Here is a 25,850-nt window from a genome sequence, read left to right as displayed (position 1 = left end):
ACTACAGCATGAAAGCGAAACTCGCCATCGCGCTCGCACTCGTCGTAGCTCTCGTCCTCGGCCTAAGCTACTGGATGGGACAGCAAAAGACTGCCCGTCTCGTCGCCGCATCCGTCCCGGACATACCCAGCGACGGCATCTCGCACCCTCGCCTGCAAGAACGTATCCAGAATGCTACCACACAAGCGAACGAAGGATCCATCGAGGGCCTAGCGGAACTGAGCAAGCTCTACGATGCCAACGGATTCACCAACGAGGCCTGGCAATGCTACGCCACCCTGGTGGTAGTGGAGCCCCAAGACCCCCTCTGGCACTACCGATTCGGCCGACTGCTAGCCGGCTACGGGAAACTTGAAGAGGCCACTCCGCTCTTCGAAAGGACTATCGACCTCGATCCCGACTACATACCCGCGCGTATCCGTCTGGGAGATACGCTCCTGAAGCAGAACAGGATCGAAGAAGCGGAGGCAGTCTACCGGAAAACGCTTTCCCTGGACAAGAAGAACGCATACGCCAGCGTGGGGCTAGGACGGGTCGAGATCGCCCGGGAGAACTGGAGCGGGGCGAAGACCCATCTCGAAAAGGCCACGGCCGATTCGAACTTCCAGATCGGGGCCGACCTGCTGGGCGACGTCTATGAAAAGCTCGGACTCGAGCGTCAGGAGTACCAGGTGCTGGAAACCATCCGCTGGGGAAGCTACGCGGACATCCCGGATCCCTGGTCGCTCGACTTGATCAACGATTGCTACGACGCCTATCAGGTTTCCATCGCCGGAGGCTGGGTGGTCCATCAGGGCGATTCGAGAGCCGGGCTTCGCTACCTCAAGCGGGCCGAATCGCTAGATCCGGACAATTCCACCATCCATTTCCAGATGGCTGGCGTCTACATGCAGATGAGCGACCTGGAAGAGGCGGAAAGGCACTACCAGCGTTGCGTGGAGCTCGAGCCGGGCCTTGCCGACGCGTGGCTGGGGCTCATGAACATAGCGGAGCGTCGCCAAAGTCCCACTACGCGACGACGCTTGCTGGACGCGGCCCTGAGAGCCGCTCCACGCTCGCCATCGCTCCAAATCGAAAAAGGAAAGCTGATGCTCCAACAAAACCGCGTCGATGAGGCCATCGCCGCGTTCAATCGCTCCATCGAACTGCGTCCGCACGAAGCGATCGGCTACGTCGAGCTAGCCAAAGCCTATATGAGCCTGGGACGGGACGAAGAAGGCATCGAGCAAATCAAACGGGCCATCGAGAAAGAACCGAACAACGCCATCGCCGTATCCACCATGGCATACCACTCCATTATGAACGGAAACCAAAGCGAGGCGGTTCGCTGGCTCAAGCGTCTCGGCGAACTCCCACGGGTGGGTCGGGACCATTTAAACCAGCTGGAAAACGCCTATCGTCGAGTCTTCGGATCGGCTCCTTAACTGGCGTCCTCACCTTCTCCCTGCACCAGCGTCACCTGCCGATTGATCGGCACCTCGCAGAAACTCTCGATCGCGCCGTCGGGCCAACGAACCACAACCTCCCTCACCTTCCAGCCTTTGCCAAGACCGATCGTGACCGGCAGCTCCGACTGCGACAGGTAGCTGCGGGTCGGCATCACCCGACCATGCAGGACGCGATGCCCGATTCTGGCTTCCACCTTGGCTCCGATCGCATCCCGGTTGCACGTCGTGCCCACTAGCTTGATACGCAGCCAATTATTCCCCTCCGCAGCTTCGTTCTTCAGCAGCATGGGAGCGCCGCCGTTTTGCGTCACCACCACATCAAGACTGCCATCGCCATCCACGTCGGCGAACGCGGACCCGCGACCGATCATCGGCTCGAACAGGTCGTCCGGCTCTCCCCTTTCGGCCTCCACCTCGATGAAGGGCTGCGCGGAGCGAGCTCCCGCGTTCCAGAACAGTTGAGCCGGCCTGCGAAAGTCCATCTCGGGATCGATGCGATTGATCTCCTTTTCCAAAAAGCCGTTCACCCCGAGGAGATCCAATCTCCCATCGAGGTCGAAATCGAAGAAGAACATGCCAAAGCGCTGCAAGCTCGCTTCCCTGATTTCCTCGTCGGGCAGAGCAGTCTCGGCAAAAACCACGGAGTCTCCGGAATTTCGATACACGCGATTCATCTCATTGGCGAAGCTTCCCAATGAAATGCCCAGCTCGTCCTCCTGGCCTAAACGAGCGACATCGATACCCATGCTGCGGCCAGCAGCGTCCGCTCCGTCCGCGGCGCCGTACAGCGAACCGATCTCCTCGAATCGCCCCCCTCCGCTGTTGCGAAAAACGAACGGGGCCGCCTCGTGGTTGGCCACCACCAGATCGAGCCAGCCATCGTCATCCAGATCGATCGGCGCCACCGCCAAGGACCGAGCCGCCGGAAAACCGCTGTCTTCCAGCAGCTCCATCCCGCGAGAACGGGCCACCTCCCGGAAGGTTCCGTCGCCACGATTCAAATACAGATAAGGGAAGGTTCCGGTGAAGTTGACCTGCGGTCCATATCCATGCCCAATCCCCGCCAGCTTAAACGCGAGCTCGATCCCCAGTTCCCGAGCCCAGCGCACGTAGTTGCAGACGAACAGGTCCAGCAAGCCATCATTGTCCACGTCCACCCACGCCGCGCTCGTGCTCCAATCGTTTTCCAGCCCACGCACGCCCGCCGCGGCGCTCACCTCCACGAAGCCGTTTCCCCGCAGGTTTCGAAAAAGACGGTTCGGCCCCACACCGGTAAGAAAAAGATCGCTCCAGCCATCGTTGTCGTAGTCGGCCGCCGCGATCCCCATGCCGTACATGCTCACCGCCAAGCCCAGCTCCATGGCCACTTCTTCAAAATGTCCCTGGCCATCGTTTCGATACACCGCCAGGCGCGTTGGATCGGCGCCCGGCTGGCGCTCCCATTCCCAGTAGTCGCTGTTGGCAAATACGAGATCCTGATCCCCGTCGTTGTCGAAGTCGAAAAACGCCACCCCGCTTCCCATGGTTTCCGGCAGGAGATTCTGGCTGGTCGCTCCATTGTTGTGCGCGAAGGAGATGCCGGACGATTTGGTGACGTCGATAAAGCGCGGAGCGGGCGGCTCCGCATCGAATCGGTCCGAGGCGAAGAAGCCGAAGCAGGCCACCACCACCAGGATGCAAAGTCCCCAGAGCGCACAGAGCGCCCGCGACACCCGAGGCGGGGCCACGGATCGATCCCGGTGGCTCTGGAGCGTTTCGGTCTTCTGGTGCATGAGGGGAAAAATGCGACTTCCGGTCGTCACCCCATAGAAAAGAGCTAGCCATCGGCCAGTGGCGAGTGTTTTCCTGTGCAGGTCCAGACCCCGCCCTACATGCCGGAAATCGCCACAGCCACCCCCCTTCCTGGAGTGTCCCCGAGACGTTCGCCACTTCGCGCCTTCCTGTTGCTGTTCGCCTTGTGGACCGCGATCGGCCTGTCCTTCGCCAGCCAATTCTACCTGTCCAGCAGCTTGTCCGGCTACCCCGTCACCTGGTCCCAAGCGCTCTCCTACTCCCTGGTCGATTGGTACGTCTGGGCCGCCCTGTCCGTGGGCGTGCTGGCGCTCTGCCGCCGCTACCCCATCGAACGGCTGCGCTGGTCCAATCCGCTACTTATCCACCTCATCGCCAGCACCAGCATCGCCCTTCTCTACGCCTTCATCCGCGCCCTGGTCGCTCAAGCTCAAAGCTGGCTCATCGGCGACCCGGCCAGCTACGTCGAGCTCATCCAGCCGCTGCTCTTCAAGACCTACCACTTCAACTTCATCGTATACTGGGTCATCGCTGCGATCGCCCACGCCGCGAGCTACTACCGCAAGTTTCACGAGCGGGAGCGCTCCGCCCTCGATCTGGAGAGGCGCCTGACCGAAGCACGCCTGCAAGCCCTGCAAGCCCAGCTCAACCCGCACTTCCTCTTCAACGCCATGCACAGCATCTCCGCTCTCATGCACAAGGATGTCGACGCGGCGGACTCCATGCTGGCGAAACTCTCCGACCTGCTCCGGCTCAGCCTGAAAAAGGACAAGAACCAGACCATTCCGCTTTCCGAGGAAATCACCTTCCTGCAAAGCTACCTCGATATCGAGCGCATCCGCTTCGGCGACCGACTCGCCACCGAGTTCGACATCCCGGCCGAATTGCACACGCAGCACGTACCCAGTTTCATCCTACAGCCCATCGTGGAGAACGCCCTGAAACACGGCATCGCCCCCTACGCCCGGCCCGGAAAGCTGACCATCAGCGCCCGAGCAAGTGAACGTTCACTGCAACTCGAAGTGAAGGACAACGGTGGAGGCTTGGCAGACCACACCCAGGATGGTATCGGTCTCTCGAATACAAAAACCCGCCTCTCCGAACTCTATGGTGATCGTCAGAGTTTCTCCATCACCCAACGACCCGAAGGAGGCGTTCGCGTTCTTATCACCCTCCCCCTCTCAGACTAACCCGCCGCTACGCCTTTCCCCGCCATGCCCCTCCGCACTCTCATCGTAGACGACGAAGCGCTCGCCCGCGACCGGCTGCGCAGCCTGCTCGAAAAAGACGAGCGCATCGAGCTGGTCGGCGAAGCGGGAGATGGGGCCACCGCCTTGCGCCTCTGCCGCGAGCTGCAGCCGGAACTGCTCTTCCTCGACATTCAAATGCCGGAAAAAACCGGCATCGAGGCCGCGACCGAGCTGCAGAGCAGCCTGCCCAAACTCCCGCTCATCATCTTCGTCACCGCCTACGACACCTTCGCCCTCAAGGCCTTCGACCTTCACGCCACGGACTACCTGCTCAAGCCATTCGACCGAGCCCGCTTCGAAGCGGCGCTGGACAAAGCGATCGCCGCCCACGCCCGGCAAAGCCCCAGCGACATCGACCAAAAGCTGGCCAGCCTGCTGCGCGAGTTCGCTCCCGCTGCCGGCGCCAAGCGCTACCTGGACCGACTCTCCATCAAAACCGAAGGACGGGTGATCCTGGCCCGCGTGGAGGACATCGACTGGATCGGCTCCGCCAACAACTACGTGGAAATCCATATCGGCAAGGCTCAGCACCTGATGCGCGAAACCCTCAGCCAGCTGGAAACCCAGCTCGATCCGGAACGCTTCCTGCGCATCAGCCGCTCCACCATCGTCTGCATCGATCGCATTCGCGAGATCCAGCCGCTCTTCCACGGCGAGCATGCCGTCATCCTGCGCGATGGCGCCAAACTCACCGCCAGTCGCAGCTACAAGGACGCTCTCAAGCCGCTGCTCGGAAAGTAAGCTACGCCGGAGGAACCCTCCCCTCGCCAGGAACGCGTCCCGACCAAAATCGAAGCCGGGCCTCCTCCCTGCCATTTCACCCCTTTTCGCGAGCGGTTCGTCCCTAAAGCGTTCACAAACGCCTCTCCGCGCCTAAAGGTAGGAGCAGTTCAACGGATTCCCTCTTCAAGATCAGCGGTAGGATTTGCGAGGAGGACCAGTTTAGTTCACTGGTTGTCACACAATTCAGGTCGAAAATCCTCCACCCGGTTCGTCAGCCCGGGTCGGAGGATTTTTCGCGTTCGGACGAATTCCGATACGATCCGCCCGATTGAAAGCCCCACCCCAAAACGCGCCCTACTGGTATTTCACCACCTTATATCAGCAGTTCGTCCCTCTAATATTCACAAGACGGCGCCCCAGGACAAATATGGGTCCCAGACTAACCCAAACCAGAGGTGGAGCGCTTTCGACCAGCCTCCACAGTCTCAAGCCCCATGAAAAACACGCTTACCACCATCCTGCTCGCTTCTCTGGCGAGCCTCAGCTCCCTGCGCGCCGACAGCATTCTCGATTGGAACGAGCAAATGCTGGACGCCATTCGCCTCTCCCGCACGCCGCCCCCGCAGGCCAGCTACGCCCTGGCCGTCTACCACGCTTCCATCTACGACGCGGTCAACGGCATCGAAGGGTCCTACCAGCCCTACTATGTCACCGAAACCGCCCCAGACGGGGCCGACCGGGAAGCCGCCGCCGCGGAGGCCGCACGCGTGGCCTTCATGAAGGTGATGGGCAAAAAAGCCAACCCCAGCCCCTTCCTCTCCGTCTACAAGGAGAAGCTCGCCGAGATCCCCGACGGTCCGGCCAAGCAAGACGGACTCGCTTGGGGCAAGCTCGTGGCGGAGCGCATCATCGCCCTGCGGGAAAACGACGGCACCATGGCTCGCGTCGATCCGGTGATCGGGGAGACCCCGGGAGTATGGAAGCCCACCCCTCCATTCTTTCGAGCCCCCACCGACCCACACTGGGGCAATGTAAAACCGTTCACCATGAAGAGCGGCGACCAGTTTCGTCCGAAACCGCCCCCTGCCATCGACAGCGAGGAATTCGCCGAAGCGACCAACGAAGTGCAGCGCCTAGGCCACCGCGACTCCACCGAACGCAGCGAATACGAGACCAATAGCACCATCTTCTGGTCGGACGACCTCGGCACCGCCACCCCACCCGGGCACTGGAACGTGGTCGCCCAGGACATTTCTCGAGAGCAGGGCCTAAGCTTCACCGAAAACGCTCGCCTCTTCGCCTTGCTCAACCTCACCGCAGCCGACGCCGGCATCTCGGTCTGGGAGGCCAAGTACCACTACAACTTCTGGCGCCCGGAAAACGCCATTCGCGAAGCGGACACCTACGAGCACGCCGGCGTGGTTCACGACCCGGAATTCATCCCGCTCATGCCTAGCCCGACCTTCCCCGACTACACCTCCGGGCACAGCACCTTCAGTCGAGCCTGCACCCAAGCCCTGACCCGTTTCTTCGGCACCGACAAGATCACCTTCAGCACCGTGTCGGAAGGCTTTCCGGGCGACGTGCGCACCTTTCACAGCTTCTCCGAAGCCGCCAAGGAGGTAGGACGTTCCCGCATCTTCGGCGGCATCCACTACAAGTTCGCCGACATCGAAGGACAGCGCTCCGGCAAAGCTCTCGCCAACTACGTCGCCGACAACTTCCTTCTGCCGCGTTAGCGCTGGCAGAAAAACGCCTCGCCTCCTTCAAACGTCGTACAAAAAAGCTTTAGAGTCCCCCGCTTGAACGCATGATTCGAGCCGGGGATTCCCTGCGTTAACCCCTTTCAGAAAAATGCTCCTATCCACTCCCTTCCGACTCCTGCCCTTCGGTCTGACTGCGCTCGCCCTCACCGGCTCCGCCGCCGCTCAGCAAACAGAGAGCCAGCCCTTGAATCCGCCCAAGGTCCGAAACGACGCGGCGGCGACCCTTTTCACCGACATCCCACCAGCCTCCATTGGCATCGAGTTCCACAACACCTACGACGACCCGCAAATGTGGGGACGGCTCTACCGCGAATTCACCCTGGGAGCCGTCGGGGCAGGCGTCGCCACGGGCGATTTCGACATGGACGGACTGCCGGACATCTACGCCGTTTCAAAAACCGGGCCCAACAAGCTTTTCCGCCAAACCGCCCCCTTCCAGTTCGAAGACGTCACCGAAAGCGCTGGCGTGGCGGGTTCCGAATCCTGGTGCACCGGCTCCACCTTCGTCGACATCAACGACGACGGCTGGCTGGATCTCTACATCTGCAACTTCGCCGCTCCCAACCAGCTCTTCGTCAACCAGAAGGACGGAACCTTCACCGAGCAGGCCGCCGCCTACGGGCTCGACATCTCCGACGCCTCCGTAATGGCCGCCTTCGCGGACTACGATAGAGACGGAGACCTGGACCTCTACCTGCAAACCAACATCCTCGACTACAACCAGAGCTTCAAAGGCCGCCCCGACTACTTCCTGCGCAACGACGGAGAAGCCGGGTTTACGGACATCACCGCGGAGGCAGGCATCTGGGGCATCTCCCAAGGCCACTCCGCCACCTGGTGGGACTACAACCACGACGGCTGGCCAGACATCTACGTGGCCAACGACTTCGAGAACTCGGATCGCCTGTATCGAAACAATGGAGACGGGTCCTTCACCGACGTGCTCTCCGAAACCATCCCCCACACGTCCTACTTCTCCATGGGAAGCGATCTGGGAGACGTCACAAACAATGGCCTGACCGACTTCTTCGTGGGAGACATGGCGGCCACCACGCACGAAAAGGACAAGACCGGCATGGCGGAGATGGGTCGCGGCATCTGGGAAAACGAACGCGTCGACACCCTTTTCCCCATGTACATGCGCAACGCCTTCTATCTCAACAACGGGACCGAGCGCTTCAACGAAATCGCCTACATGAACCGCCTCGACGCCTCGGACTGGACCTGGTCGGTCAAATTCTCCGACTTGGACAACGACGGCTGGAACGATCTCTTCATCACTAACGGAAATATCAGAAACTTCATGGAGGCCGATCTGCTCGATAAGCAGAACGTCGCCTTCAACCTCGCCGCTCGCATCCGCGTCTACAAGAACGCTCCCCCGCTAGAGGAGCGAAACCTCGCCTTTCGCAACAATGGCGATCTCAATTTCGAAAACGTATCAAAGCAGTGGGGACTCGACCACCTCGGCATCAGCTTCGGCGCCTCCTATTCCGATCTCGACCGAGATGGCGACCTCGATCTGGTGGTCAACAACTATGACGACAACCTGAAGATCTATCGGAACAACTCCTCCAGCAACGGTCTTCTCCTGCGACTGAAAGGCGTATCCAGCAATGAATACGGCATCGGCTCCATACTCTATCTTGAAAGCTCCGCCGGCACGCAAACCCGCCAGCTCACGCTCGCTCGAGGAGTGCTCTCCTCCGACGAGCCCCTGGTTCATTTCGGGCTAGGCGACGATGCCAGCGCCAGATCGCTCGCCGTGCATTGGCCGTCCGGACACAGTCAGCGTTTCGAAAACCTCTCCGCCGGTCAGCTCTATACCATCACCGAACCGAGCGGAGACGCCGAGCTGACGCCAGTCAAGGACGCCGCCACTCACTACCAGGAAACGGCGCAGTTCATTGAAGCGAGCCGAGCGATCGGCCTCAAGCACACCCATCAGGAAGCCTACTACAACGAGCTCACCACACAGCTCCTCCTGCCGCGCCGACTCGCCAAGCAAGGCCCGGCGCTGGGTTGGGGGGATATCGACCGAGACGGGAAGCAGGAGCTGATCATCGGCGGAGCGACCGATTTCCCGACCCAGGCGTTCCGACTGCAAAACGGAGCCTTCACCGCGGTCGACCTGCCCGAGCCATTGCTTCAACGCGAGGGCGAGACCCTCGGCATCGCCGTCCTCGACGACTTCACCTACCTCGCGAACGGCGGCGTGGAAGCCGGCTTTGAAGACCTAGCCCTTGGCGCATCCGGCAAACCGCTGAGCGCAACGCTCCCCCACTCTTCAACCTCCGTGCTCGCGGCAGCCGACATCGACGGCGACGGCGACCTCGACCTCTTCGTGGGTGGCCGTTCCGTTCCCGGCTCGTATCCAGATCTCCCGCGCAGCTACCTTTTCGAAAACCGCGATGGATCCCTGGTAGACGTAACGGAAAAATGGAACCCCAAGCTGGCGGAAATCGGCATGGTCAGCTCCGCGCTCTGGAGCGACGCCAATGACGACGGACGGCCCGACTTGCTGCTGGCTCTCGAATGGGATCACCCCACTCTGCTGCTCAACACCGGTTCACAGCTCGAAGACGCCAGCGAGAGCGCTGGCTGGAGCGAACGGTTCGGCTGGTGGAATTCGGTGGCCGCCGGCGACTTCAATGAAGACGGCCGCATGGACTACGTCTTCGGAAACGTGGGCCTCAATACCAAATACCTAGCGTCGCCGGAGCGTCCCACGCTGCTCTTCGACGGCGTTTTCGAAGAAGGCGGAGAGTCTCACCTGATCGAAGCGCAATATGAGGATGGCGACGAAAACCTGTACCCAATCCGTCCCTACAGCAAACTGCGCTACGCATTTCCGAGCTTGGGAAACAAGTTTCCGTCCTTCCAATCCTTCGCCGACGCGACGCTTGAAGAGATCTTCGACCCCGCCTTGCTGGAACAGGCGCAGCGCTATCAAGCCACCCACCTGGCAAGCGCCCTGTTCCTGAGCCAAGAAGATGGCTCCTACGCAGGCCGCGAACTGCCTCGACTCGCTCAAATCGCTCCGATCTACGGAATGGCGATTCAGGACTTCAACGGAGATGGCCACATCGATTTGATGGTGGCTCAAAACTCGTTTTCCCCTGAGCCGACCACCGGTCGCTTCAACGGCGGACTAAGCCTCCTGCTGACCGGCGACGGCACAGGGAACCTCTCCGCAGTGACCACCTCCGAAAGCGGCATCATGGTGCGCGGCGACGCCAAGGCACTCATCACCGCCGACCTCGATCAAAACGGCTGGGCCGATCTCATCGTCTCGCAAAATAGCGACAAAACGCTCGTATTCAAAAACCGCGGCATCTCGGGACGAAACTCATTCTCCGTCTCGCTCGTTGGCCAACCGGGAAATCGTCATGCGTACGGAGCTCGGATCACCACGATCTACGCGGACGGCAGCCAAGCCACGAGCGAAATCGCCAGCCACGTAGGATACCTTTCCCAACCTCAGGCGACCTCGTTTTTTGGATACGCATCCGAAAATCCACCGAAGGCGATCAAGGTCCGCTGGCCCGACGGCGAAGTGACGGAACAGCCGTTCGATCCGAAGAAGGCCACCTATCAGCTTAGCCGATAGTCCGGGGTCAGCGATCATCGCCTTCTAAAAAACGGAAAAGAGCCGCCTCTCGCGAGACGGCTCCCTCCCTATTTATTTCCTCTTCCCTCTACTACAGTTGTCCCCTGTAGCAAGAAAGTGTCTAAACTTACTCTCGGTTTCCTCCCAGCATGGAGAGGAGGTAGATCAAGTAACCGAGCGATGAAATGAACGCAGCGACATAGGTCCAGGCCGCGGCATCGAGAGTCTTGTTCACCCCGACCAATTCGTCTTGGCCAAGGATGCCGAGCGAAACCAGCTCCTGCTTGGCGCGGCGGCTGGCGTCGAACTCCACCGGCAGAGTGATCAGGTGAAACGCGGTCAACACTAGATAACAGGCCACGGCGATCTTGAGAATCAAACCGCTCATGGCCGCCGAGAAGACAAACAGCGAACCGATCATCACGATGGGCAGGACGCTGGATGCGATGTTGGTCACCGGAACCATCGCCATGCGGGCGTTGAGCATCGAGTAGCCGACCTTGTGCTGCACGGCATGTCCCGCTTCGTGGGCGGCCACGCCGAGAGCTGCCAAGCTCGTACCGTGATAGTTGTCCTCGCTCAACGCCAGCCGCTTGTTCATCGGATCGTAGTGGTCGGTGAGCTGACCCGGCACCTGCACGATTTCCACGTCGTGAATACCCGCTTTCTGCATCACCGCAAGAGCAGCCTCACGACCCGTGATGCGACCCCTCGACGGGATCTGCACGTACTTGCCGTAAGCGGACCGCACCTTGTTCTGAGCCCAGAAGGCCAGAATGAAGGTCGGCACAATTAAGATGAGAAATGGTAAGATTGATGTCATGGTTGTGATTTAAGAAACTCCCGATCTATAGAGAGCAACGAGCATTCCAAGTTCCCGAATGCGCGGCAAGCTCCGCTCGTGCCCTACACTACCCTCTTATCGACAGCAGTTTACGAAAAGCGAATTATTTTTCGCAATTTTTTCTACGCAAATCATGCGCGACAGCCCGTCGCAGAATGCGACAGACTATCTCCAAAGCGCGTCACAGCGCCCGATTTGAGCGATCGAGTCCTGAAATCCTGCCGAGCGGGCCTGCTCCAGCCTGCAAGGCCAGGCGGCGACTCGCCAGCCCAGGACCGAAGCAGACTAACACCTTGTCGCCTCAGCGCGGCGACCTACAGCGAGGCGACCAGCAGCGCGGCGACCTTCGGCGAGGCTTTCCCAGCTAGGACGCCAAGCCGCTGCGTACGAGCAGGGCCTCGCTATCCGGCTCGCGACCCATGAAGGCCTTGAAGAGAGCCATCGGATCCTCGGAATTGCCCTTGGAGAGGATGCACTCTCGGAAGGCTCGGCCGGTTTTCTCGTTGAAGACCCCTTCCGTCTCGAAGCGTGTGAACGCGTCGGCGTCCAGCACCTCGGCCCATTTGTAGGAGTAGTAGCCTGCCGCGTAGCCGACCGGGCTGGAAAAAAGGTGGCCGAAGCGTCGCACGATGCTGCGCGGGGTGGTCTTCAATTCCGCCTGGTAGCCCTTGAGCGTCTCGCGAATGGAGGCGTCGAGGTCTCCCTTCAGGTAGCGCTCTGGGTTGAGGTGCATTTCGAGGTCCATCTTGCCGAGGCTGAGCTGACGCATCATGGCCGCGGCGCTTTGGAAGTTTCGGGCCGCCACCATCTTCTGGAAGAGCTCCTCCGGGATCGGCTCGCCGGTTTCGTAGTGGCGGGCGAACTGGTCCAGGCTCTCGCGGTTCCAGCACCAGTTCTCCATGATTTGAGAGGGCAGCTCCACGAAGTCCCACGCCACGTTGACGCCATTGAGCGACTTGATGTCGATGCGGCCCAGAAGGTGATGCAGCAGGTGGCCGAATTCGTGAAAAATGGTCTCCACTTCATAATGGAGCAGCAAGGCTGGCTTTCCGTCGACGGGCTCGCTCAAGTTTCCCGTGATCAGTCCCACGTGAGGCGAGCGGCTGCCATCCGCTTGGGGCTCGCCTGTATCCAGATAATTCATCCACGCTCCGCCGCGCTTCTCTTCGCGGGGATGCCAGTCGGCGTAAAAATAGCCCAGCAGCTCGCCGCCTTCATCGTAAAGATCGTAAAGCTTCACGTCCGGATGCCAGCTATTTTCCGATCCGTCGTGTCGTTGTATCCGAAGTCCGAATATACGCTCGGCGATGCGGAACATGCCATCGAGCACGCCGTCGATGGAAAAATAGGGACGCAGGGCTTCCTCGTCGAAATCGTATTTCGCTAGGCGCAGTTTCTCCGACCAGTAGCTCACATCCCACGGCTCCAGCTTCTGGACAGGCTGTCCCGTCCTTTCCGCCACGAAGGCCTCCAATTCGGCGATCTCCACGTCGAACACAGGCTTGGTCTTGGCGTGCAGATCCTGCACGAAATCGAGGGCCTGCTGGCCGCTTCTCGCCATGCGACGCTGCAGGACCTGATCAGCGAAATTCGCTTTTCCCAGCAGCTGCGCCTTCTCCTGGCGCAGGGTCAGAATTTCGCGGATCAACTGGGTGTTGTCCCACTTGTCTTTGAGACCGACCTGGGCCGCTTCCTCGTAAATCTCCTTTCGCAGCGAAGCGTCGTCAGCGTACTTGAGCACCGGCAGATAGGACGGAACTTGTAGGGTAAATCTCCATACAGGCTTCTCGTCACTGCCATGGCCCTTGCTCTTGGCGCTTTGGCGAGCCGCGGCCTTGGCGGAGTCGGGCAAGCCCGCCAGGCGGCTCTCGTCATCGATCAGCAGCTCGTATGCGTTGGTCGAGTCGAGCACGTTCTCGGAGTAGTTCTTGGTGATTTCAGCTAGTTCGCTATTGAGGGCCTGCAGCCGTTTCTTCTTGTCCTCCGGCAGGTCTGCGCCCGCCTGGACGAAGTCCGCCACCGTTTCCTCGAAATAGCGCTTCTGCAGTCCTTTCAGCTTCTTGGCCGCCGGCTTTTCCGCGAAGGATTTGAGAGCGGCCCACAGCTTGGGATTGAGCGGGATGCGGGACCAGTGCTCGGTGACTTTCGGCAGCATGCCGCGATGGGCTTCGCGCAGGGCTTCGCTGTCCTTGACCGATGTCAGATGATCCACGCGCCCCCATGCCCGGGAGAGCGTCTCCCCCGCCTTTTCCAGAGCGAGAAAGGTGTTTTCGAAGGTCGCGTCCTCAGGGGCGACCTCGCAGATGGCATCGATTTCGGATTGGGCCTCCGCGATGGCGGCCTCGATGTCGGACTGGATGCGATCCGGCGTCAGGGTCGACCAGTCGACGAGTTTGGATGAATCATGAAAAGGGTGAGAGTCGGCACTCATGACCGGCGACCCTAGAAGAGATTTTTCCCATGACAACCGAGAAGCGTGACAAAGTCCGAAACGAGATTGCCTGCCATGCCAAGCATGCGTCATCTTTTCCGCCGATCTCCTACTCCTTTGCACTCCAACCCGTCAAGGCCCCCACCCGACCCCGCTCAAGGCCCTCGCATCAACACCGTGGGAGTGAGCGGAATCGGAAAACCGACCTTCGCCCGAGCGTTGCGCCGAGCGGTCAAGCGGCGCTATGAAACCGCATCTTCGTATCCAGAATGCGAGCACATCGACTACGTCCAGCTGAGGTCCCCCGCGACGTCCGCAATATCCTAGAAACCTCTCCAATCCATCATGCAGAAGATAAACTCCAACCAACTCGAAGCCACTCATCGCAGCTCCCCAAAAAACAAGTTCGGCGCCTCCATCAAGGAAATCTCCGTCGCTCTCGGCCGCGAGGATTCCTCCACGGACCTGATGAAGCGACACCCTTTCGACGTCGCCATCGTCACCCTCCCTCCCGGCAAAGCGCTCTGCCCCTACCATGTGCACGCCACGCAATGGGAGTTCTATCATGTGTTGAGCGGGCGCGGCATCGTGCGCGACGAACAAGGAGAAACCGAGGTCGAACCCGGCGACGCCTTTCTTTTCAAACCCGGCGAAGCGCATCAGGTGCGAAACGAAGGGGATACCGACTTCGTCTACTACGTCATCGCCGACAATCCGATCGGCGATCACTGCTACTATCCCGATTCCAAGAAGTGGATCGTATTGATGCCAGAAAAGCAGCTTATACGCTCCGCGCCGCTGGACTATTTCGACGGCGAGGAGTGACGGCTGCGGGCTCATCCGCGGCGGGAATACGAAAAACCCACATCCCCTTCTTGTGCGTCGAGCTATGGTCCCTATATTGGCCCACCTTATGCCAACCACCACCGCACTTCGGTACCATCAATACGGAACTCCCGCAGAGACTCTAAAACTCGAGGAACTGCCGCTGGACGAACCTAAAGAGGGAGAGGCCTTGGTGAAATGCCTGGCAGCTCCCGTCAATCCCGCCGACTTCGGCCGCGTGGGCGGCACCTACGGCGACCTCGCGCCGCTTCCCGCTGTGGGCGGCCTAGAAGGCGTGGGAGAGATCGTTGCCCTCGGCGGAGGCTCAACCCAATTCCGAGTCGGCCAGCGCGTCTTCATCCCCTCCAGCGTCGGCTCGTGGCAGACCGCCGCTGTCATCCCCTACGAGGAGCTCTACCCGGCACCGGAAAAACTGCCGGTCGAGCAGGCCGCCATGGGCTGGGTCAATCCTGCCACCGCCTGGCAGCTCATGCACCAGTTCGTCAAGCTCAAGGCGGGCGACATTCTGGTGCAGAACGCCCCCACTTCGGCGGTGGGTCGCTTCGTGATCCAGATCGCCGACCACCTCGGCATCAAGACCATCAACCTCGCCCGCTCGCTGGACGAGGAGCACGCCCTCAAGGAGCTCGGGGCCGACATCGTGCTGATCGACGATCGCGGAGCCGCCAAGGCCGCCCTGGAAGCGACCAAAGGGAAAAAGGCCAAGCTGGCCCTCAATTCCATCGGAGGCAGCAGCGCTCTTGGCATGTGCAAGCTGCTGGCCGACCGCGGAGTGCTGGTCACCTTCGGCGGCATGGATCGCGAACCCGCCCCCTTCCCTACGCGGTATTTGATCTTCAACGACATCCAGCTGCGCGGTTTCTGGATGACGCATTGGTACGCCACCGCCTCACGCGAGGAGATTTACAAGCTGCACAACGACGTCTTCACCTTCATGGAAAACAGCAAGTCCGCGGTGAAGGTCATCGCTCGCTATCGGCTCGACCAGTTCAAGGACGCGTTCGAACACGCCCAAAAGCCAGGCAAAGGCGGCAAGGTGATGTTCGATCTCTCGGGCGACCTCGGCCCCCACTAGGCCCGTCCGGTCTCGAAGCAGGCCCCGATCGAACAGCGTTTTTCACCAAGAAACCACTTTGGCCAAGCATCCCTATAACTTTCGAAAAAACGTGGAGCGGCTCATCGCCAACTTCCGCGGCATCCCGGAGAACTACCCGGGCGAAGCTCCCAAGACCGACAAGTCAATGGAGAGCGTGCTGGATCGCATCCTCACCAAATACAAGATCGGCGTCGAATCGCTGGAGGATCGCATCAACGAAAACTGGCCTCAGATCGTGGGAGCGAGCAACGCTCGCAACTGCACCCCCTCGCGCATCGAGCGGGAACGCACCTTGATCATCGCCGTATCCAATCCCATAATACGCCAGGAGCTGGAGTTCAACAAACGGCTCATCATGCAAAATCTCCATCGCCTGGAAGGCGCCAAGAAGATCCGCAGCATCGTCTTCAAGTCAGGCTAGCATAGCTTTCGTTCCGACGGCCAATGCCACTGCAGGGCGGGGCGCCGACCCGCCGTCCGCATTGGCGTGTCGCCTCAACGCGGCGACCTACAGATCTGAATAGCAAAGACAGCCGCGGTCTGAGGCCGGCGAACGCGGCTACACCCTTGCTTTCCTAGCGACTCCTCAGCTTGGACAGCAAGCGCAGGATCTCGATGTAGAGCCAGATCAGGGTGACCAACAAGCCGAAGGCGGCGTACCACTCCAAGTACTTGGGCGCTCCCTGAGCCGCCCCGTTTTCGATGAAGTCGAAATCCAGCACCAGGTTCAACGCGGCGATCACCACTACGAAGAGGCTGAAGCCGATGCCGATCACTCCGCTGTCGTGTATCAACGGCATGGATATGCCGAAGAAACCGAGCACCATGCTCGCCAGATAGACCAGAAAGATGCCCCCGGTGGCGGCCGCGATGCCGAGTTTGAAGTTTTCCGTAGCTTTGATCAGACCCGAACGATAGGCCAATAAGAGGGCGAAAAGCACCCCGAAGGTCAGCGTGGCCGCCTGGAAGACGATGCCTGGATAGGACATTTCGAAAAAGGCGGAAATGATGCCGATGAACACGCCCTCCACGATGGCGTAGAGCGGAGCGGTGATGGGTGCGGCGGTTTTCTTGAAAACGGTGATCAGGGCGATGATCAGTCCGGCGATGGAGCTGCCGATCATCCACGGGAAGAGAGCCGCAGCGCTCCCAGTCTGCTCCGCTGCGGTGAAGGCTTTGTCCCACGACACCGCGGCCACGAAGATGCAAAGGGATAACAGCATGCCAGTCTTGTTGACGGTGCCGTTGATGGTCATGACCTTACCGCTGGCGGGGGCGTCGGTTTGAAAGGCTTTATCGCTTAGGGCGGGATTCGAGGTTCTCATAGACCGGCATTTGAAGGCATTGCCCGACTGGCGCCAAGCAAATCAGATCAGGAGCTTCCCTTAAGAGCTCCCAGCGCTTGGATACAAAAAGAACGCGCCGAAAATCGGCGCGTCCTCACTAACATGACTCAAATCGAATACCGATCGCTCAGCCCTTGGTGTTCTGCTCTCGGATGAGCTTGAAGAAGTCGTTACCCTTGTCGTCGACCAGGATGAACGCAGGGAAGTTTTCCACTTCGATCTTCCAGATCGCTTCCATGCCGAGCTCTTCGTACTCGACCAGCTCGACCTTCTTGATGCTGTCCTTGGCCAGAATCGCAGCGGGACCGCCGATGGATCCGAGGTAGAAACCGCCGTGCTTCTTGCAGGCATCGGTCACCTGCTGGCTGCGGTTTCCCTTGGCCAACATGATCATGCTGCCGCCCGCGGCCTGGAACTGCTCCACGTAGGAGTCCATGCGCCCGGCGGTGGTCGGACCGAAGGAACCGGAAGGCAAGCCCTTGGGCGTCTTGGCCGGACCCGCGTAGTAGATCGGGTGGTCCTTCACGTACTGCGGTAGGCCTTCGCCCTTGTCGAGGCGCTCCTTGAGCTTGGCGTGGGCGATGTCGCGGGCCACGATGATGGTGCCCTTGAGCGAAAGTCGGGTCTTGACTGGATACTGAGTCAGCTCGGCGAGGATGTCCTTCATGGGACGATTCAGGTCCAGCTCCACCACTTCTGCTTCGGTCTTGCTCTTGAACGCGTCCGGGATGAAGCGGCCGGGATCGCCTTCCAGCTTTTCCACCCAGAGGCCGTCCTTGTTGATCTTGGCCTTGATGTTGCGGTCCGCGGAGCAGGAAACGCCGATGCCGACCGGGCAGCTGGCCCCGTGGCGCGGCAAGCGGATGATGCGCACGTCGAGAGCGAAGTACTTGCCGCCGAATTGAGCCCCGATGCCGCACTCCTTGGCTCGCTCGAGGATCTTCTGCTCCAGCTCCACGTCGCGGAATCCGCGACCGAGCTCGTTGCCGCTGGTCGGCATGTTGTCGAGGTACTTGGTGGAGGCGAGCTTGACGTACTTGAGGTTGGCTTCCGCGGAGGTGCCGCCGATGACGAAACAAAGGTGGTAGGGAGGACAGGCCGCGGTGCCGAGGCTCATCATCTTCTCCACCAGAAACTCCTCCAGACGGGCTGGATTGAGCAAGGCCTTGGTTTCCTGGTAGAGGTAGGTCTTGTTGGCCGAGCCGCCGCCTTTGGTGAGAAAAAGAAACTTATACTCCGCTCCCTGGTTGGCGTAGATGTCGATCTGAGCCGGGAGGTTGGTGCCCGTGTTGGTCTCCTCGTACATGGAGAGCGGAGCGGTCTGGGAATAGCGGAGGTTTTCCTTGGTATAGGTTTCGTAGATGCCCTTGGAAAGCAGCTCCTCGTCGTTGGCTCCCGTCCAGACCTGCTGGCCCTTCTTGCCCATCACGATGGCAGTGCCGGTGTCCTGGCAAAACGGCAGCACGCCCTGGGCGGCCACTTCCGCGTTGCGCAGAAGCGTGAGGGCCACGTGGCGGTCGTTTTCCGAAGATTCGGGGTCTTCCAAGATGGAAGCGACCTGCTTGAGGTGAGCCGGGCGCAGCATGAAAGACACGTCGCGGACCGCGGTCTTGGCGAGGTACGTGAGCGCTTCCGGCTCGATTTTCAGGATCTCCTTGCCGTCGAACTGCTCCGTAGAGACGAACTCGTTGGTGAGGTGACGGTACTCGGTATCGTCGTCACCCAGTTCAATGATCGGCTGGTATTTGAAGTCTGGCGTTCCCATGGCTCGCAACGTAAGTGCCGCCCACAGCTTCGCAAGTCAGGAGAATAAGTAGGGCTTATAATTAACGATACTGATGCGTGAAATCAGTTTCGATGGGAGAAGAGAGCCCAGGCCTCGCCGCGATGGCGGAAGGTTCTACGCCTCGCACTCCGCTGCGAAGCGATCGATCACGCCGCCAAAGGAGCCGTTGGTGAAAAAGACCACCAGCAGACTGCCGGCGCTTTCGCGACGCAATTTCGACAAGCTGGCGTGCAGCTGCTCGTTGCTATCGAAGGCTTGGGCCTCGATTCCCCTCACCCGCAAATCCGCTGCGAGGCTCGACGTATCCATCAGCTCGACACCAGAGCTGTTGCGACTTTTCACCGCTCCGATGTAGGCCACGTCAGCATTGCTGAGAGCGGCAATGGTCGGCTGGCGCATCAGCTCCAGGCGCGAGGTATTGCTGCGGGGTTCGAAAGCAGCCACGATTTTCGTATCCGCGTAGCGGGCGCGCAAGGCGATCAGCGTATCGCGAATGGCGGTGGCGTGGTGGCCGAAGTCCTCGATCACGGTGAGCGTTTCCGAGGAAAAACGCGTTTGCTGGCGACGCTTCACCCCTCGGAATCGCCTGAGGGCGGAGACGTCGAACCCCCGAACCGCGTGCGGGCCGCCGCTCTGCAAGGCAGCGGCCAGGCTGGCCATGGCGGCGTTGCGGGCGTTGAAGAGACCGGTCATGCCCCACTCGATGCTGGCCCAGAGCGCGCCCTGCCAAACCAGATCGAAGCGCGAACCGGTGGCGGTTGTCTGATAATTTTCAATACGCAGATCCGCATCGTGGGCCGTGCCGATCTGGAAAACCGTGGTCCAGTCCAAGCCAGTGAGCGAAAGCGCGTTTTCGTCGTCGCCGTTCACCAGCACGAAACCGCTCTTGGGCACCAGTCGAAGCAAGTGGGAAAACGTGCGCTTCACGTCCTGCAGATCGCGAAAGATGTCCGCATGATCGAACTCAAGGTTGTTCAAGACCACGATGCGCGGCTGGTAGTGGATGAATTTGCTGCGCTTGTCGAAAAAGGCGCTGTCATACTCGTCGCCCTCGATCACGAACGTCCCGCCCTCGCGCCCCACGGCCCAGCCTCGTTCCGGGTCGATGGGAGCTCCCCCAATCATGTAGCCCGGCTGGACGCCCGCCTGAGCGAGCAAGAAGGCGGCAAGGGAGGTGGTGGTGGTTTTCCCATGGGTACCCGTAATGACAATGTTGTTACGGCGACTCAGCACGAAGCGTCGCAAGGCGTCGGGCAGCGAGGTGAACTCGACGCTTCGCGCCTCCAGCAGATACTCCACCTCCACGTTTCCGCGCGAGTAGGCGTTGCCTACCACCACCAGGTCGGGAGAAAGCGTCCGCAAACGCTCCGCATCGTAGCCTTCCATGATCTCCACCCCCGCATCGCGAAGCAAGTCGCTCATCGGCGGGTAGATCGCCTGGTCGCAGCCCATGACCTGGTGGCCCATGGCTCGAAACAACAGGGCCGCGTTGCCCATGGCCGTGCCCGCAATGCCCAGAAAATAGATCCGCATGTCGGGAAAGTGAAGGCAGCGGGATTGCGATTGCGACGCAAAAACGCCAAGGCCGCGTCGCGAACCAGGCCGGTTTCGATCCGCTCTCACCAGAACCAGACGCAAAAGAGCCGAGACGTTTCCATCTCGGTTCTTTATGTGGGAGAGAGTCGTTTTGTATGGTTAGAAGGGCTTGAGTCCTTCTGCCTACATTATACGGCCGCAAGCTGCAGGGCTTTACTCATTTCATGTAAACTCCGCGTAAAGGGCTGCCTGCCCCGGCTCGGAGAACCGTCCAGCCAGCGGACACGCAACGAGCACCTATTTCACCAGCTCCGACCAGATAGCCTCGTCGAACCCGGAATAGCACCCCTTGTCGGTAGCGAGGAAGGGCCGCTTGACCAGATTTCCATTGTCCACCAGCAGCTCCAAGGCCTCGTCAGTGGAGAGGGTCGGAAGCTTTTCCTTCAACCCCATCGATCGGTAGTCGCCGCCGGACACGTTGAAAAGCTTTCTCAGGTTGAGATCATGCAAGGCCAGGGCTTCCTTGAGCTCGCTCTTGCTAGGAGTGACTTCGCGAATGGCGACTTCCTCGAACGCGACGTCCTGCGCCTGCAGCCACTTCTTCGCCTTGCGGCACCCGTCGCACCCCTTGTACATGTAAAGCTTCACCATATGGGCAGAAAACAAAACCTCAGCCCTCGCCCGAATCAATCGCATTTCCACCACTCCGTGACCACCTCCTCCCAATTCGAAACCTTTCGCACGCTGCTCTGCCAGCTCGGCGCCGCCATCCGCGACACCCTGCGCGCCCAACAACACCGCCCTGTCGAGCAGCTCGCCTCGGTCGCCGAACGCTCCACCGCCGATGTGATCTACGAAATCGACAAGGTCAGCGAAGAACTCATCCTCCGCTGGTTGGAGGAGAACTGGCCCGAGAATCTGCCGGTGCAACTGGTGATGGAGGGCATCGAAGACGACCAGCTGGTCAGCTTTCCCACGGCCACGCCACTGGGAAAAACCGCCTACAAGCTCATCATCGACCCCATCGACGGAACACGCGGGCTCATGTACGACAAGCGCTCCGCCTGGGCCCTCATCGGATTAGCCCCGCAGCGCGGCCCCACCACCACCCTCGAAGACATTTCGGTGGCCGCGATGACCGAGCTCCCCACCTCCAAGCAGTTCATCTCCGAACAGCTCAGCGCCACGCGGTCCACCAATGGCGTCACCAGCTTTCATCGCGTATCCACAGATCTGATTCGGAAAACGGAAACCCGCCTGCCGGCCTCTCCTTCGCAGGCCAACGAGCTTTCGCATGGCTTCCTTTCGGTGGCCAAGTTCTTTCCCCAATGCAAAGCCGCCCTGGCAGCCTTCGAAGAAGAGCTTTGCCACGAGCTCACCCCAGCCGCAGAGCGAGCGGAAGCCCTCATTTTCGACGATCAATACATCTCGACCGGCGGCCAGCTCTACGAACTCATCGCAGGTCACGATCGGCTGGTCATCGACATTCGCCCACTCGCCTACGCCAAACACGGCTACGCTCAGTCTCTGACCTGCCATCCCTACGATCTCTGCGCCGCCCTAGTGGCTAGAGCCGCCGGCGTGGTGGTGGAAACTGCTGAGGCCCCGGAACTCGCGATTCCCCTCGACACCACCACTACCGTTTCCTGGATCGCCTACGCGAACGTCCAGTTGGCCGACCGAGTCCGCCCCGTATTGACGGAGCTAATACAAAAGCACTTCGATTAGCGAACACGGGGGGAGGGCTTCCGCTAAACGCGAAAAAGATCCAACAAACTCTGCCAGTTGGTCGGAGGCTCCGCTTGAGCCCGAACCTCCTGACCGGTTTCCGGGTGACGGAAACGCAGCGAGCGGCAATGCAGACCGAACAATCCGTCGTCTCTCTCCACCCCATACAAAGGATCGCCCACGATGGGACACTTCGCCTTGAGGGCGTGCAAACGCAATTGATGGGTACGGCCCGTCTTTAGCAATCCCCGCAAAAACGACAATCCCGACGCCTCGTGGCGCCCTAGCAATTGAAAGGTGCTCACCGCTTCCTTGCCGCCATGCTGCACGTTCGCCCAGCGTCCTCGGCCCAAACTATCGATGCGACTCTGCACGCGCTTGATCTTCGGATCCCAAAGCCCCTGCGTCAGCAACCAGTACTCCTTGCGCACGCCGTGGCCTTCGAAGAGCTGCGCGAACTCCCTCTTCAGCCGATTTCGCGTTCGCAACGCGATGGCTCCACTCGTTAGGCGATCGAGACGGTGGCAGCAAAAGGCGCGACGTCCCACAATTTCGGATACAAGCTGTTCGAGATCGCGCTCCCGATCGCCGCCTCCCTCGCTCAATACGCCAGAAGGCTTGTCCACCACGATCAGGTCGTCGTCTTGATAAAGGATATCCAAGGGAACAGGCATTCGTCCCATCCACTGCCACGAGCTTCAGCCGGAGTCAAGAGCCCTAGCGGTAGCTCTGGCCGGCTAATTCTGAGACGCCAGGGACGTGCACACTTCATCCACTGCTTGGCGAATATCGTCGAGCTTTATGGGCTTGCCCAGAAAGCCGTCCATCCCCGCAGCGCGAGACATCTGTATCGATTCGTCCCTTACATTGGCCGTGAGGGCATAAACGCAGGACCGCTTGTGCCCGGAACGATCCCCTTCCAGACTGCGAATCACTCGGGTCGCCTCGAAGCCATCCATTTCAGGCATCTGGCAATCCATAAAAATCAGATCGTACTCGCGGCGCTTCACGGCTTCGACCGCTTCGACCCCATTACACGCCATATCCGCTTGATAGCCGCATCGCTTGAGCATCACGCGCGCGACTTTCCGGTTAACCAGATTATCATCCGCTACCAAAATCTTAAGCGGCACCTTCACCTCGACCTGGTCCGCTTCGGCGCGAGCGTCGAGCTTCGAAACCTTGCCGCCCGCCGGATTGTCGCAGCTTGCCAGAGCCTCCATCACCGTATCCAGCAAGCCCTGGGTCCGATAGGGCTTGTAGATGGCGAATCGCCTTTCGCTTCGCTCGAAGGATTCATTTGGGCTCAGCAGCCAGAGCAAGGTCGTCTTCGACTTTTCCAGCGTATTCAGTATTTCGATATCGTCTAAGGATTCGGCGGCGTTCCTGTCTACGACAACGAGATCCCAAGAATCATCCGCCCCCATCTCCCCTCTCAAGGAAGCCAGCGCCTTGAAGGCCCTGCACTCCATCCCCCAACGAGAAACGGTTGACTGGAGCGCCTGCCGCACCACCCCGTTGGACTGCACGATAGCCACCTTCCTGCCTTTCAGGGAGTCCTGAGCTTCGAAGGCGGGATGGGGCGTAGCGTCGAGCAAGCCATCGAACGCGATGTCGAAAGAGAAGACTGATCCTTTTCCGAATGAGCTCTTCACTCGCATGTCCCCGCCCATGAGATTCGCCAGTTGCTTGCTGATGGACAACCCCAGTCCCGTGCCGCCATATTTTCGCGTCGTCGAGGAGTCCGCTTGGGTGAATACCTCGAATAGCTTGTGCAAGCGATCCTCCTTCACCCCGATGCCAGTATCTCGTACGGAAAACGAGATTCGTCCATCCGCAGGAGCGTCCACCCGGAGTTCGACTTCGCCCACGTCGGTGAACTTGATGGCGTTGCCTAGCAAGTTCGCCAGGATCTGACGCAAGCGTGTAGAGTCCCCGATCACCTCCTCAGGCGTATTTGGATCGATGATACAGATAAGCTCCAGATTCTTTTCGGAAGCTCGAGCGGCGAAGAGTTCCATGGTGTCCTCCACGCAATCGCAGAGATTGAATGGAGCCATCTCGATATCCAGCTTTCCCGACTCGATCTTGGAGTAGTCCAGAATGTCGTTGATCAAGGTCATCAACGCGTCGCCACTGGTGCGAATGGTGTTCAGATAGTCGCGCTGGTGCTCGTCGAGCTTCGTATCCAACAGCAGGCTCGCCATTCCGATCACTCCATTCATCGGGGTGCGAATCTCATGGCTCATCATGGCCAGAAAAGCGCTTTTGGCCCGGGTGGCCCGCTCCGCCTCCGCAGCCGCATCCTTGGAGTGCTTGACCGCTTCCGCGAGACGGATCGCCAGGCGCTCCGCCTCCTCTTTCTGATCCAAAACTTGGATACGAGCCTCCCGCTCTCCTGTCACATCCGACGCAACCCCGATGTATCGAATCACCTCGCCGCGCTCGTTGAGGAATGCCTTCCCTGCGTTTCGTATGTGGACCACGTCCTGATCTCCCCGTTCCACACGGGCCACGAACTCGACGTTCCGAGCCTTCATCAATCCCTGGTCGATAGTTCGGATCACCCGGTTCATATCGTCCTCGTGGATTCGCCCTATCCAGCCTTGATAGCTTGGAGAAAACTCCCCGCGGCGGCAGCCATACAGCTCGTGCATGTAGTCGTCCCACACCAAACGGTCGTTTTTCACATCCCAATCCCAGATGGCGATGTTGGCGCTTTCGGTCGCCAAGGCGAAGCGCTTGGAGATCTCCTCGAACTCCGTCTGAGCGTTTCGCGTCTCCGTGGAGTCGATCAAAACGCCGAAGAACCGGGCATCGCTGGGAGTCGATCCCTGCAGCGGCTTCAGGCTCAGGGACACCCATCGCGTCTCTCCGTCCGCCCGCTGGCAGGCCAAGGTCAACTGCGTGGCGTGCCGTTTGTCCAAGGCCGCGTTGAGACGCATGTGGTCCAGCGGGTCGTTGAGCGCGTGGTTGAGAAAATCCAGCTTGGCCCGCTTCGCCAGATCCTGGAAGGGGCGTCCCGTCAATTCTTCCGTGGCTCCGTTCACCCACAGAACGCGACCTTCCTCGTCGCACAGGAAGAGCCCCAGATCCGCGCCGCGACAGGCATCGACCAAAGGCGTGGCGAACGCCAGCTTGGAGCGCTGCTCGTTCTCCCGCTCCCGAAGCTCGCGCCCCCAGCGCTCAAGCCGTTCTCCAGCGGTGAGCCCCTCCGGCAAAACCACCTCGGAGCGCGTCGCCTCCAGCTCGATGCGACGCGACCAATCTCGGTCGTTTCGCCCGGTCAGGGCGCGGGCGAAGCCCCAAAGCAATGCGCAGTTTCCAAAGCCGATTCCGATGAAAATCGCAAAGGCCGGGACCTGGCTCGCCGTGTCCCCCGCCGCGGGCAACCAGCGGGACGCCGCCAGATAGCCGAGAGCGCAGAGCAGCAACGCCCCGCTCGCCCAGATAAGATACATCCGACTGCGAACCTTTTTATTTTCAAACATTTAGAAGATCAAGGCGACGAAAACAACCCGCCGCCCATGCAGGCGGAACGAGTAGAATACCCTAGCCCTTATCGGCGCTAGCATTCATCGGTTCAGCTAAAAGCATGAAAAATTTGCGATTTGGCACATCCGCTGTTCGTATTTTTCCGAAGATCTCC

At 60.0% G+C, this 25,850-nt stretch carries 18 protein-coding genes; 9 read left to right on the top strand and 9 right to left on the bottom strand.

What is annotated here, in order from left to right:
* The first annotated feature begins 8 nt into the window (after positions 1–8).
* On the top strand, positions 9–1,424 hold the full coding sequence (locus QEH54_RS05555; RefSeq protein WP_309017649.1) for a tetratricopeptide repeat protein: 1,416 nt from the start codon (positions 9–11) through the stop codon (positions 1,422–1,424).
* Here the strand turns inward: QEH54_RS05555 and QEH54_RS05550 are convergent.
* Positions 1,421–3,220, bottom strand: a complete 1,800-nt coding sequence (locus QEH54_RS05550) for a CRTAC1 family protein (RefSeq protein ID WP_309017648.1) — start codon at positions 3,218–3,220, stop codon at positions 1,421–1,423. The genes QEH54_RS05555 and QEH54_RS05550 overlap by 4 nt on opposite strands.
* 135 nt (positions 3,221–3,355) lie before the next feature.
* Here QEH54_RS05550 and QEH54_RS05545 point away from each other — a divergent pair, with 135 nt between their 5' ends.
* The 4 genes from QEH54_RS05545 (at position 3,356) to QEH54_RS05530 (ending at position 10,588) form a co-directional block, all read left to right on the top strand.
* Positions 3,356–4,429, top strand: a complete 1,074-nt coding sequence (locus QEH54_RS05545) for a histidine kinase (RefSeq protein ID WP_309017647.1) — start codon at positions 3,356–3,358, stop codon at positions 4,427–4,429.
* 24 nt (positions 4,430–4,453) lie between these two features.
* Positions 4,454–5,230 (top strand): LytTR family DNA-binding domain-containing protein, encoded by a 777-nt coding sequence (locus QEH54_RS05540; RefSeq protein ID WP_309017646.1) that lies wholly within the window; start codon positions 4,454–4,456, stop codon positions 5,228–5,230.
* Between the two features lie 476 nt (positions 5,231–5,706).
* On the top strand, positions 5,707–6,951 hold the full coding sequence (locus QEH54_RS05535) for a vanadium-dependent haloperoxidase (protein ID WP_309017645.1): 1,245 nt from the start codon (positions 5,707–5,709) through the stop codon (positions 6,949–6,951).
* Positions 6,952–7,066: 115 nt separating this feature from the next.
* Positions 7,067–10,588, top strand: a complete 3,522-nt coding sequence (locus tag QEH54_RS05530) for an FG-GAP-like repeat-containing protein (RefSeq protein ID WP_309017644.1) — start codon at positions 7,067–7,069, stop codon at positions 10,586–10,588.
* 127 nt (positions 10,589–10,715) lie between these two features.
* On the opposite strand, the gene QEH54_RS05525 is transcribed toward QEH54_RS05530, so the two are convergent.
* A complete protein-coding gene (locus QEH54_RS05525) occupies positions 10,716–11,411 on the bottom strand; it encodes a zinc metallopeptidase (RefSeq protein WP_309017643.1) in 696 nt (231 codons plus the stop codon).
* A 385-nt stretch (positions 11,412–11,796) separates the two neighbouring features.
* On the bottom strand, positions 11,797–13,863 hold the full coding sequence (locus tag QEH54_RS05520; RefSeq protein WP_309017642.1) for a M3 family metallopeptidase: 2,067 nt from the start codon (positions 13,861–13,863) through the stop codon (positions 11,797–11,799).
* A gap of 345 nt (positions 13,864–14,208) precedes the next feature.
* Between QEH54_RS05520 and QEH54_RS05515 the strand changes: the two genes are divergently transcribed.
* The 3 genes from QEH54_RS05515 to QEH54_RS05505 all read left to right on the top strand — a co-directional run bounded on the left by QEH54_RS05515 (position 14,209) and on the right by QEH54_RS05505 (position 16,226).
* Positions 14,209–14,688 carry a cupin domain-containing protein gene (locus QEH54_RS05515; protein ID WP_309017641.1) on the top strand — a complete coding sequence of 160 codons (480 nt, stop codon included), beginning with the start codon at positions 14,209–14,211 and terminating at the stop codon, positions 14,686–14,688.
* A gap of 88 nt (positions 14,689–14,776) precedes the next feature.
* Positions 14,777–15,784, top strand: a complete 1,008-nt coding sequence (locus tag QEH54_RS05510) for a 2-enoyl thioester reductase domain-containing protein (RefSeq protein WP_309017640.1) — start codon at positions 14,777–14,779, stop codon at positions 15,782–15,784.
* Between the two features lie 58 nt (positions 15,785–15,842).
* On the top strand, positions 15,843–16,226 hold the full coding sequence (locus tag QEH54_RS05505; RefSeq protein ID WP_309017639.1) for a DUF721 domain-containing protein: 384 nt from the start codon (positions 15,843–15,845) through the stop codon (positions 16,224–16,226).
* 154 nt (positions 16,227–16,380) lie between these two features.
* On the opposite strand, the gene QEH54_RS05500 is transcribed toward QEH54_RS05505, so the two are convergent.
* The 4 genes from QEH54_RS05500 to QEH54_RS05485 all read right to left on the bottom strand — a co-directional run bounded on the left by QEH54_RS05500 (position 16,381) and on the right by QEH54_RS05485 (position 21,124).
* The gene (locus tag QEH54_RS05500) at positions 16,381–17,130 is read right to left on the bottom strand and encodes a Bax inhibitor-1/YccA family protein (RefSeq protein ID WP_309017638.1); all 750 of its coding nucleotides are present in this window, start codon (positions 17,128–17,130) and stop codon (positions 16,381–16,383) included.
* A 148-nt stretch (positions 17,131–17,278) separates the two neighbouring features.
* Positions 17,279–18,916, bottom strand: a complete 1,638-nt coding sequence (locus tag QEH54_RS05495) for a fumarate hydratase (protein ID WP_309017637.1) — start codon at positions 18,914–18,916, stop codon at positions 17,279–17,281.
* A gap of 135 nt (positions 18,917–19,051) precedes the next feature.
* Complete coding sequence (locus tag QEH54_RS05490) at positions 19,052–20,470, bottom strand: Mur ligase family protein (protein WP_309017636.1); 1,419 nt, start codon at positions 20,468–20,470, stop codon at positions 19,052–19,054.
* Between the two features lie 300 nt (positions 20,471–20,770).
* Entirely contained in the window at positions 20,771–21,124 is a 354-nt protein-coding gene (locus QEH54_RS05485; RefSeq protein WP_309017635.1) for a Spx/MgsR family RNA polymerase-binding regulatory protein, read from the bottom strand.
* Here QEH54_RS05485 and QEH54_RS05480 point away from each other — a divergent pair, their 5' ends adjacent.
* Positions 21,125–22,201, top strand: coding sequence for an inositol monophosphatase family protein (locus tag QEH54_RS05480; protein ID WP_309017634.1), 1,077 nt, complete (start codon positions 21,125–21,127; stop codon positions 22,199–22,201).
* A gap of 23 nt (positions 22,202–22,224) precedes the next feature.
* Here the strand turns inward: QEH54_RS05480 and QEH54_RS05475 are convergent, their stop codons facing one another.
* Together QEH54_RS05475 and QEH54_RS05470 are read right to left on the bottom strand one after the other, a co-directional pair.
* Positions 22,225–22,875: an RluA family pseudouridine synthase gene (locus QEH54_RS05475; protein ID WP_309017633.1), complete on the bottom strand. Its 651-nt coding sequence runs from the start codon at positions 22,873–22,875 to the stop codon at positions 22,225–22,227.
* A gap of 63 nt (positions 22,876–22,938) precedes the next feature.
* Entirely contained in the window at positions 22,939–25,692 is a 2,754-nt protein-coding gene (locus tag QEH54_RS05470; protein WP_309017632.1) for an ATP-binding protein, read from the bottom strand.
* Positions 25,693–25,850 lie beyond the last annotated feature (158 nt).

Source organism: Pelagicoccus sp. SDUM812003, assembly GCF_031127815.1.
GTDB lineage: Bacteria > Verrucomicrobiota > Verrucomicrobiia > Opitutales > Opitutaceae > Pelagicoccus.
This window is presented reverse-complemented; position numbering and strand designations above follow the sequence as displayed.

Excerpts from the sequence above, each read along its gene's own strand:
- QEH54_RS05525 (WP_309017643.1), bottom strand. The coding sequence starts at position 11,411 with ATGACATCAATCTTACCATTTCTCATCTTAATTGTGCCGACCTTCATT.
- QEH54_RS05490 (WP_309017636.1), bottom strand. The coding sequence starts at position 20,470 with ATGCGGATCTATTTTCTGGGCATTGCGGGCACGGCCATGGGCAACGCG.
- QEH54_RS05470 (WP_309017632.1), bottom strand. The coding sequence starts at position 25,692 with ATGTTTGAAAATAAAAAGGTTCGCAGTCGGATGTATCTTATCTGGGCG.
- QEH54_RS05510 (WP_309017640.1), top strand. The coding sequence starts at position 14,777 with ATGCCAACCACCACCGCACTTCGGTACCATCAATACGGAACTCCCGCA.
- QEH54_RS05550 (WP_309017648.1), bottom strand. The coding sequence starts at position 3,220 with ATGCACCAGAAGACCGAAACGCTCCAGAGCCACCGGGATCGATCCGTG.
- QEH54_RS05535 (WP_309017645.1), top strand. The coding sequence starts at position 5,707 with ATGAAAAACACGCTTACCACCATCCTGCTCGCTTCTCTGGCGAGCCTC.
- QEH54_RS05500 (WP_309017638.1), bottom strand. The coding sequence starts at position 17,130 with ATGAGAACCTCGAATCCCGCCCTAAGCGATAAAGCCTTTCAAACCGAC.
- QEH54_RS05480 (WP_309017634.1), top strand. The coding sequence starts at position 21,125 with ATGGGCAGAAAACAAAACCTCAGCCCTCGCCCGAATCAATCGCATTTC.
- QEH54_RS05555 (WP_309017649.1), top strand. The coding sequence starts at position 9 with ATGAAAGCGAAACTCGCCATCGCGCTCGCACTCGTCGTAGCTCTCGTC.
- QEH54_RS05540 (WP_309017646.1), top strand. The coding sequence starts at position 4,454 with ATGCCCCTCCGCACTCTCATCGTAGACGACGAAGCGCTCGCCCGCGAC.
- QEH54_RS05515 (WP_309017641.1), top strand. The coding sequence starts at position 14,209 with ATGCAGAAGATAAACTCCAACCAACTCGAAGCCACTCATCGCAGCTCC.
- QEH54_RS05520 (WP_309017642.1), bottom strand. The coding sequence starts at position 13,863 with ATGAGTGCCGACTCTCACCCTTTTCATGATTCATCCAAACTCGTCGAC.
- QEH54_RS05475 (WP_309017633.1), bottom strand. The coding sequence starts at position 22,875 with ATGCCTGTTCCCTTGGATATCCTTTATCAAGACGACGACCTGATCGTG.
- QEH54_RS05495 (WP_309017637.1), bottom strand. The coding sequence starts at position 18,916 with ATGGGAACGCCAGACTTCAAATACCAGCCGATCATTGAACTGGGTGAC.
- QEH54_RS05485 (WP_309017635.1), bottom strand. The coding sequence starts at position 21,124 with ATGGTGAAGCTTTACATGTACAAGGGGTGCGACGGGTGCCGCAAGGCG.
- QEH54_RS05530 (WP_309017644.1), top strand. The coding sequence starts at position 7,067 with ATGCTCCTATCCACTCCCTTCCGACTCCTGCCCTTCGGTCTGACTGCG.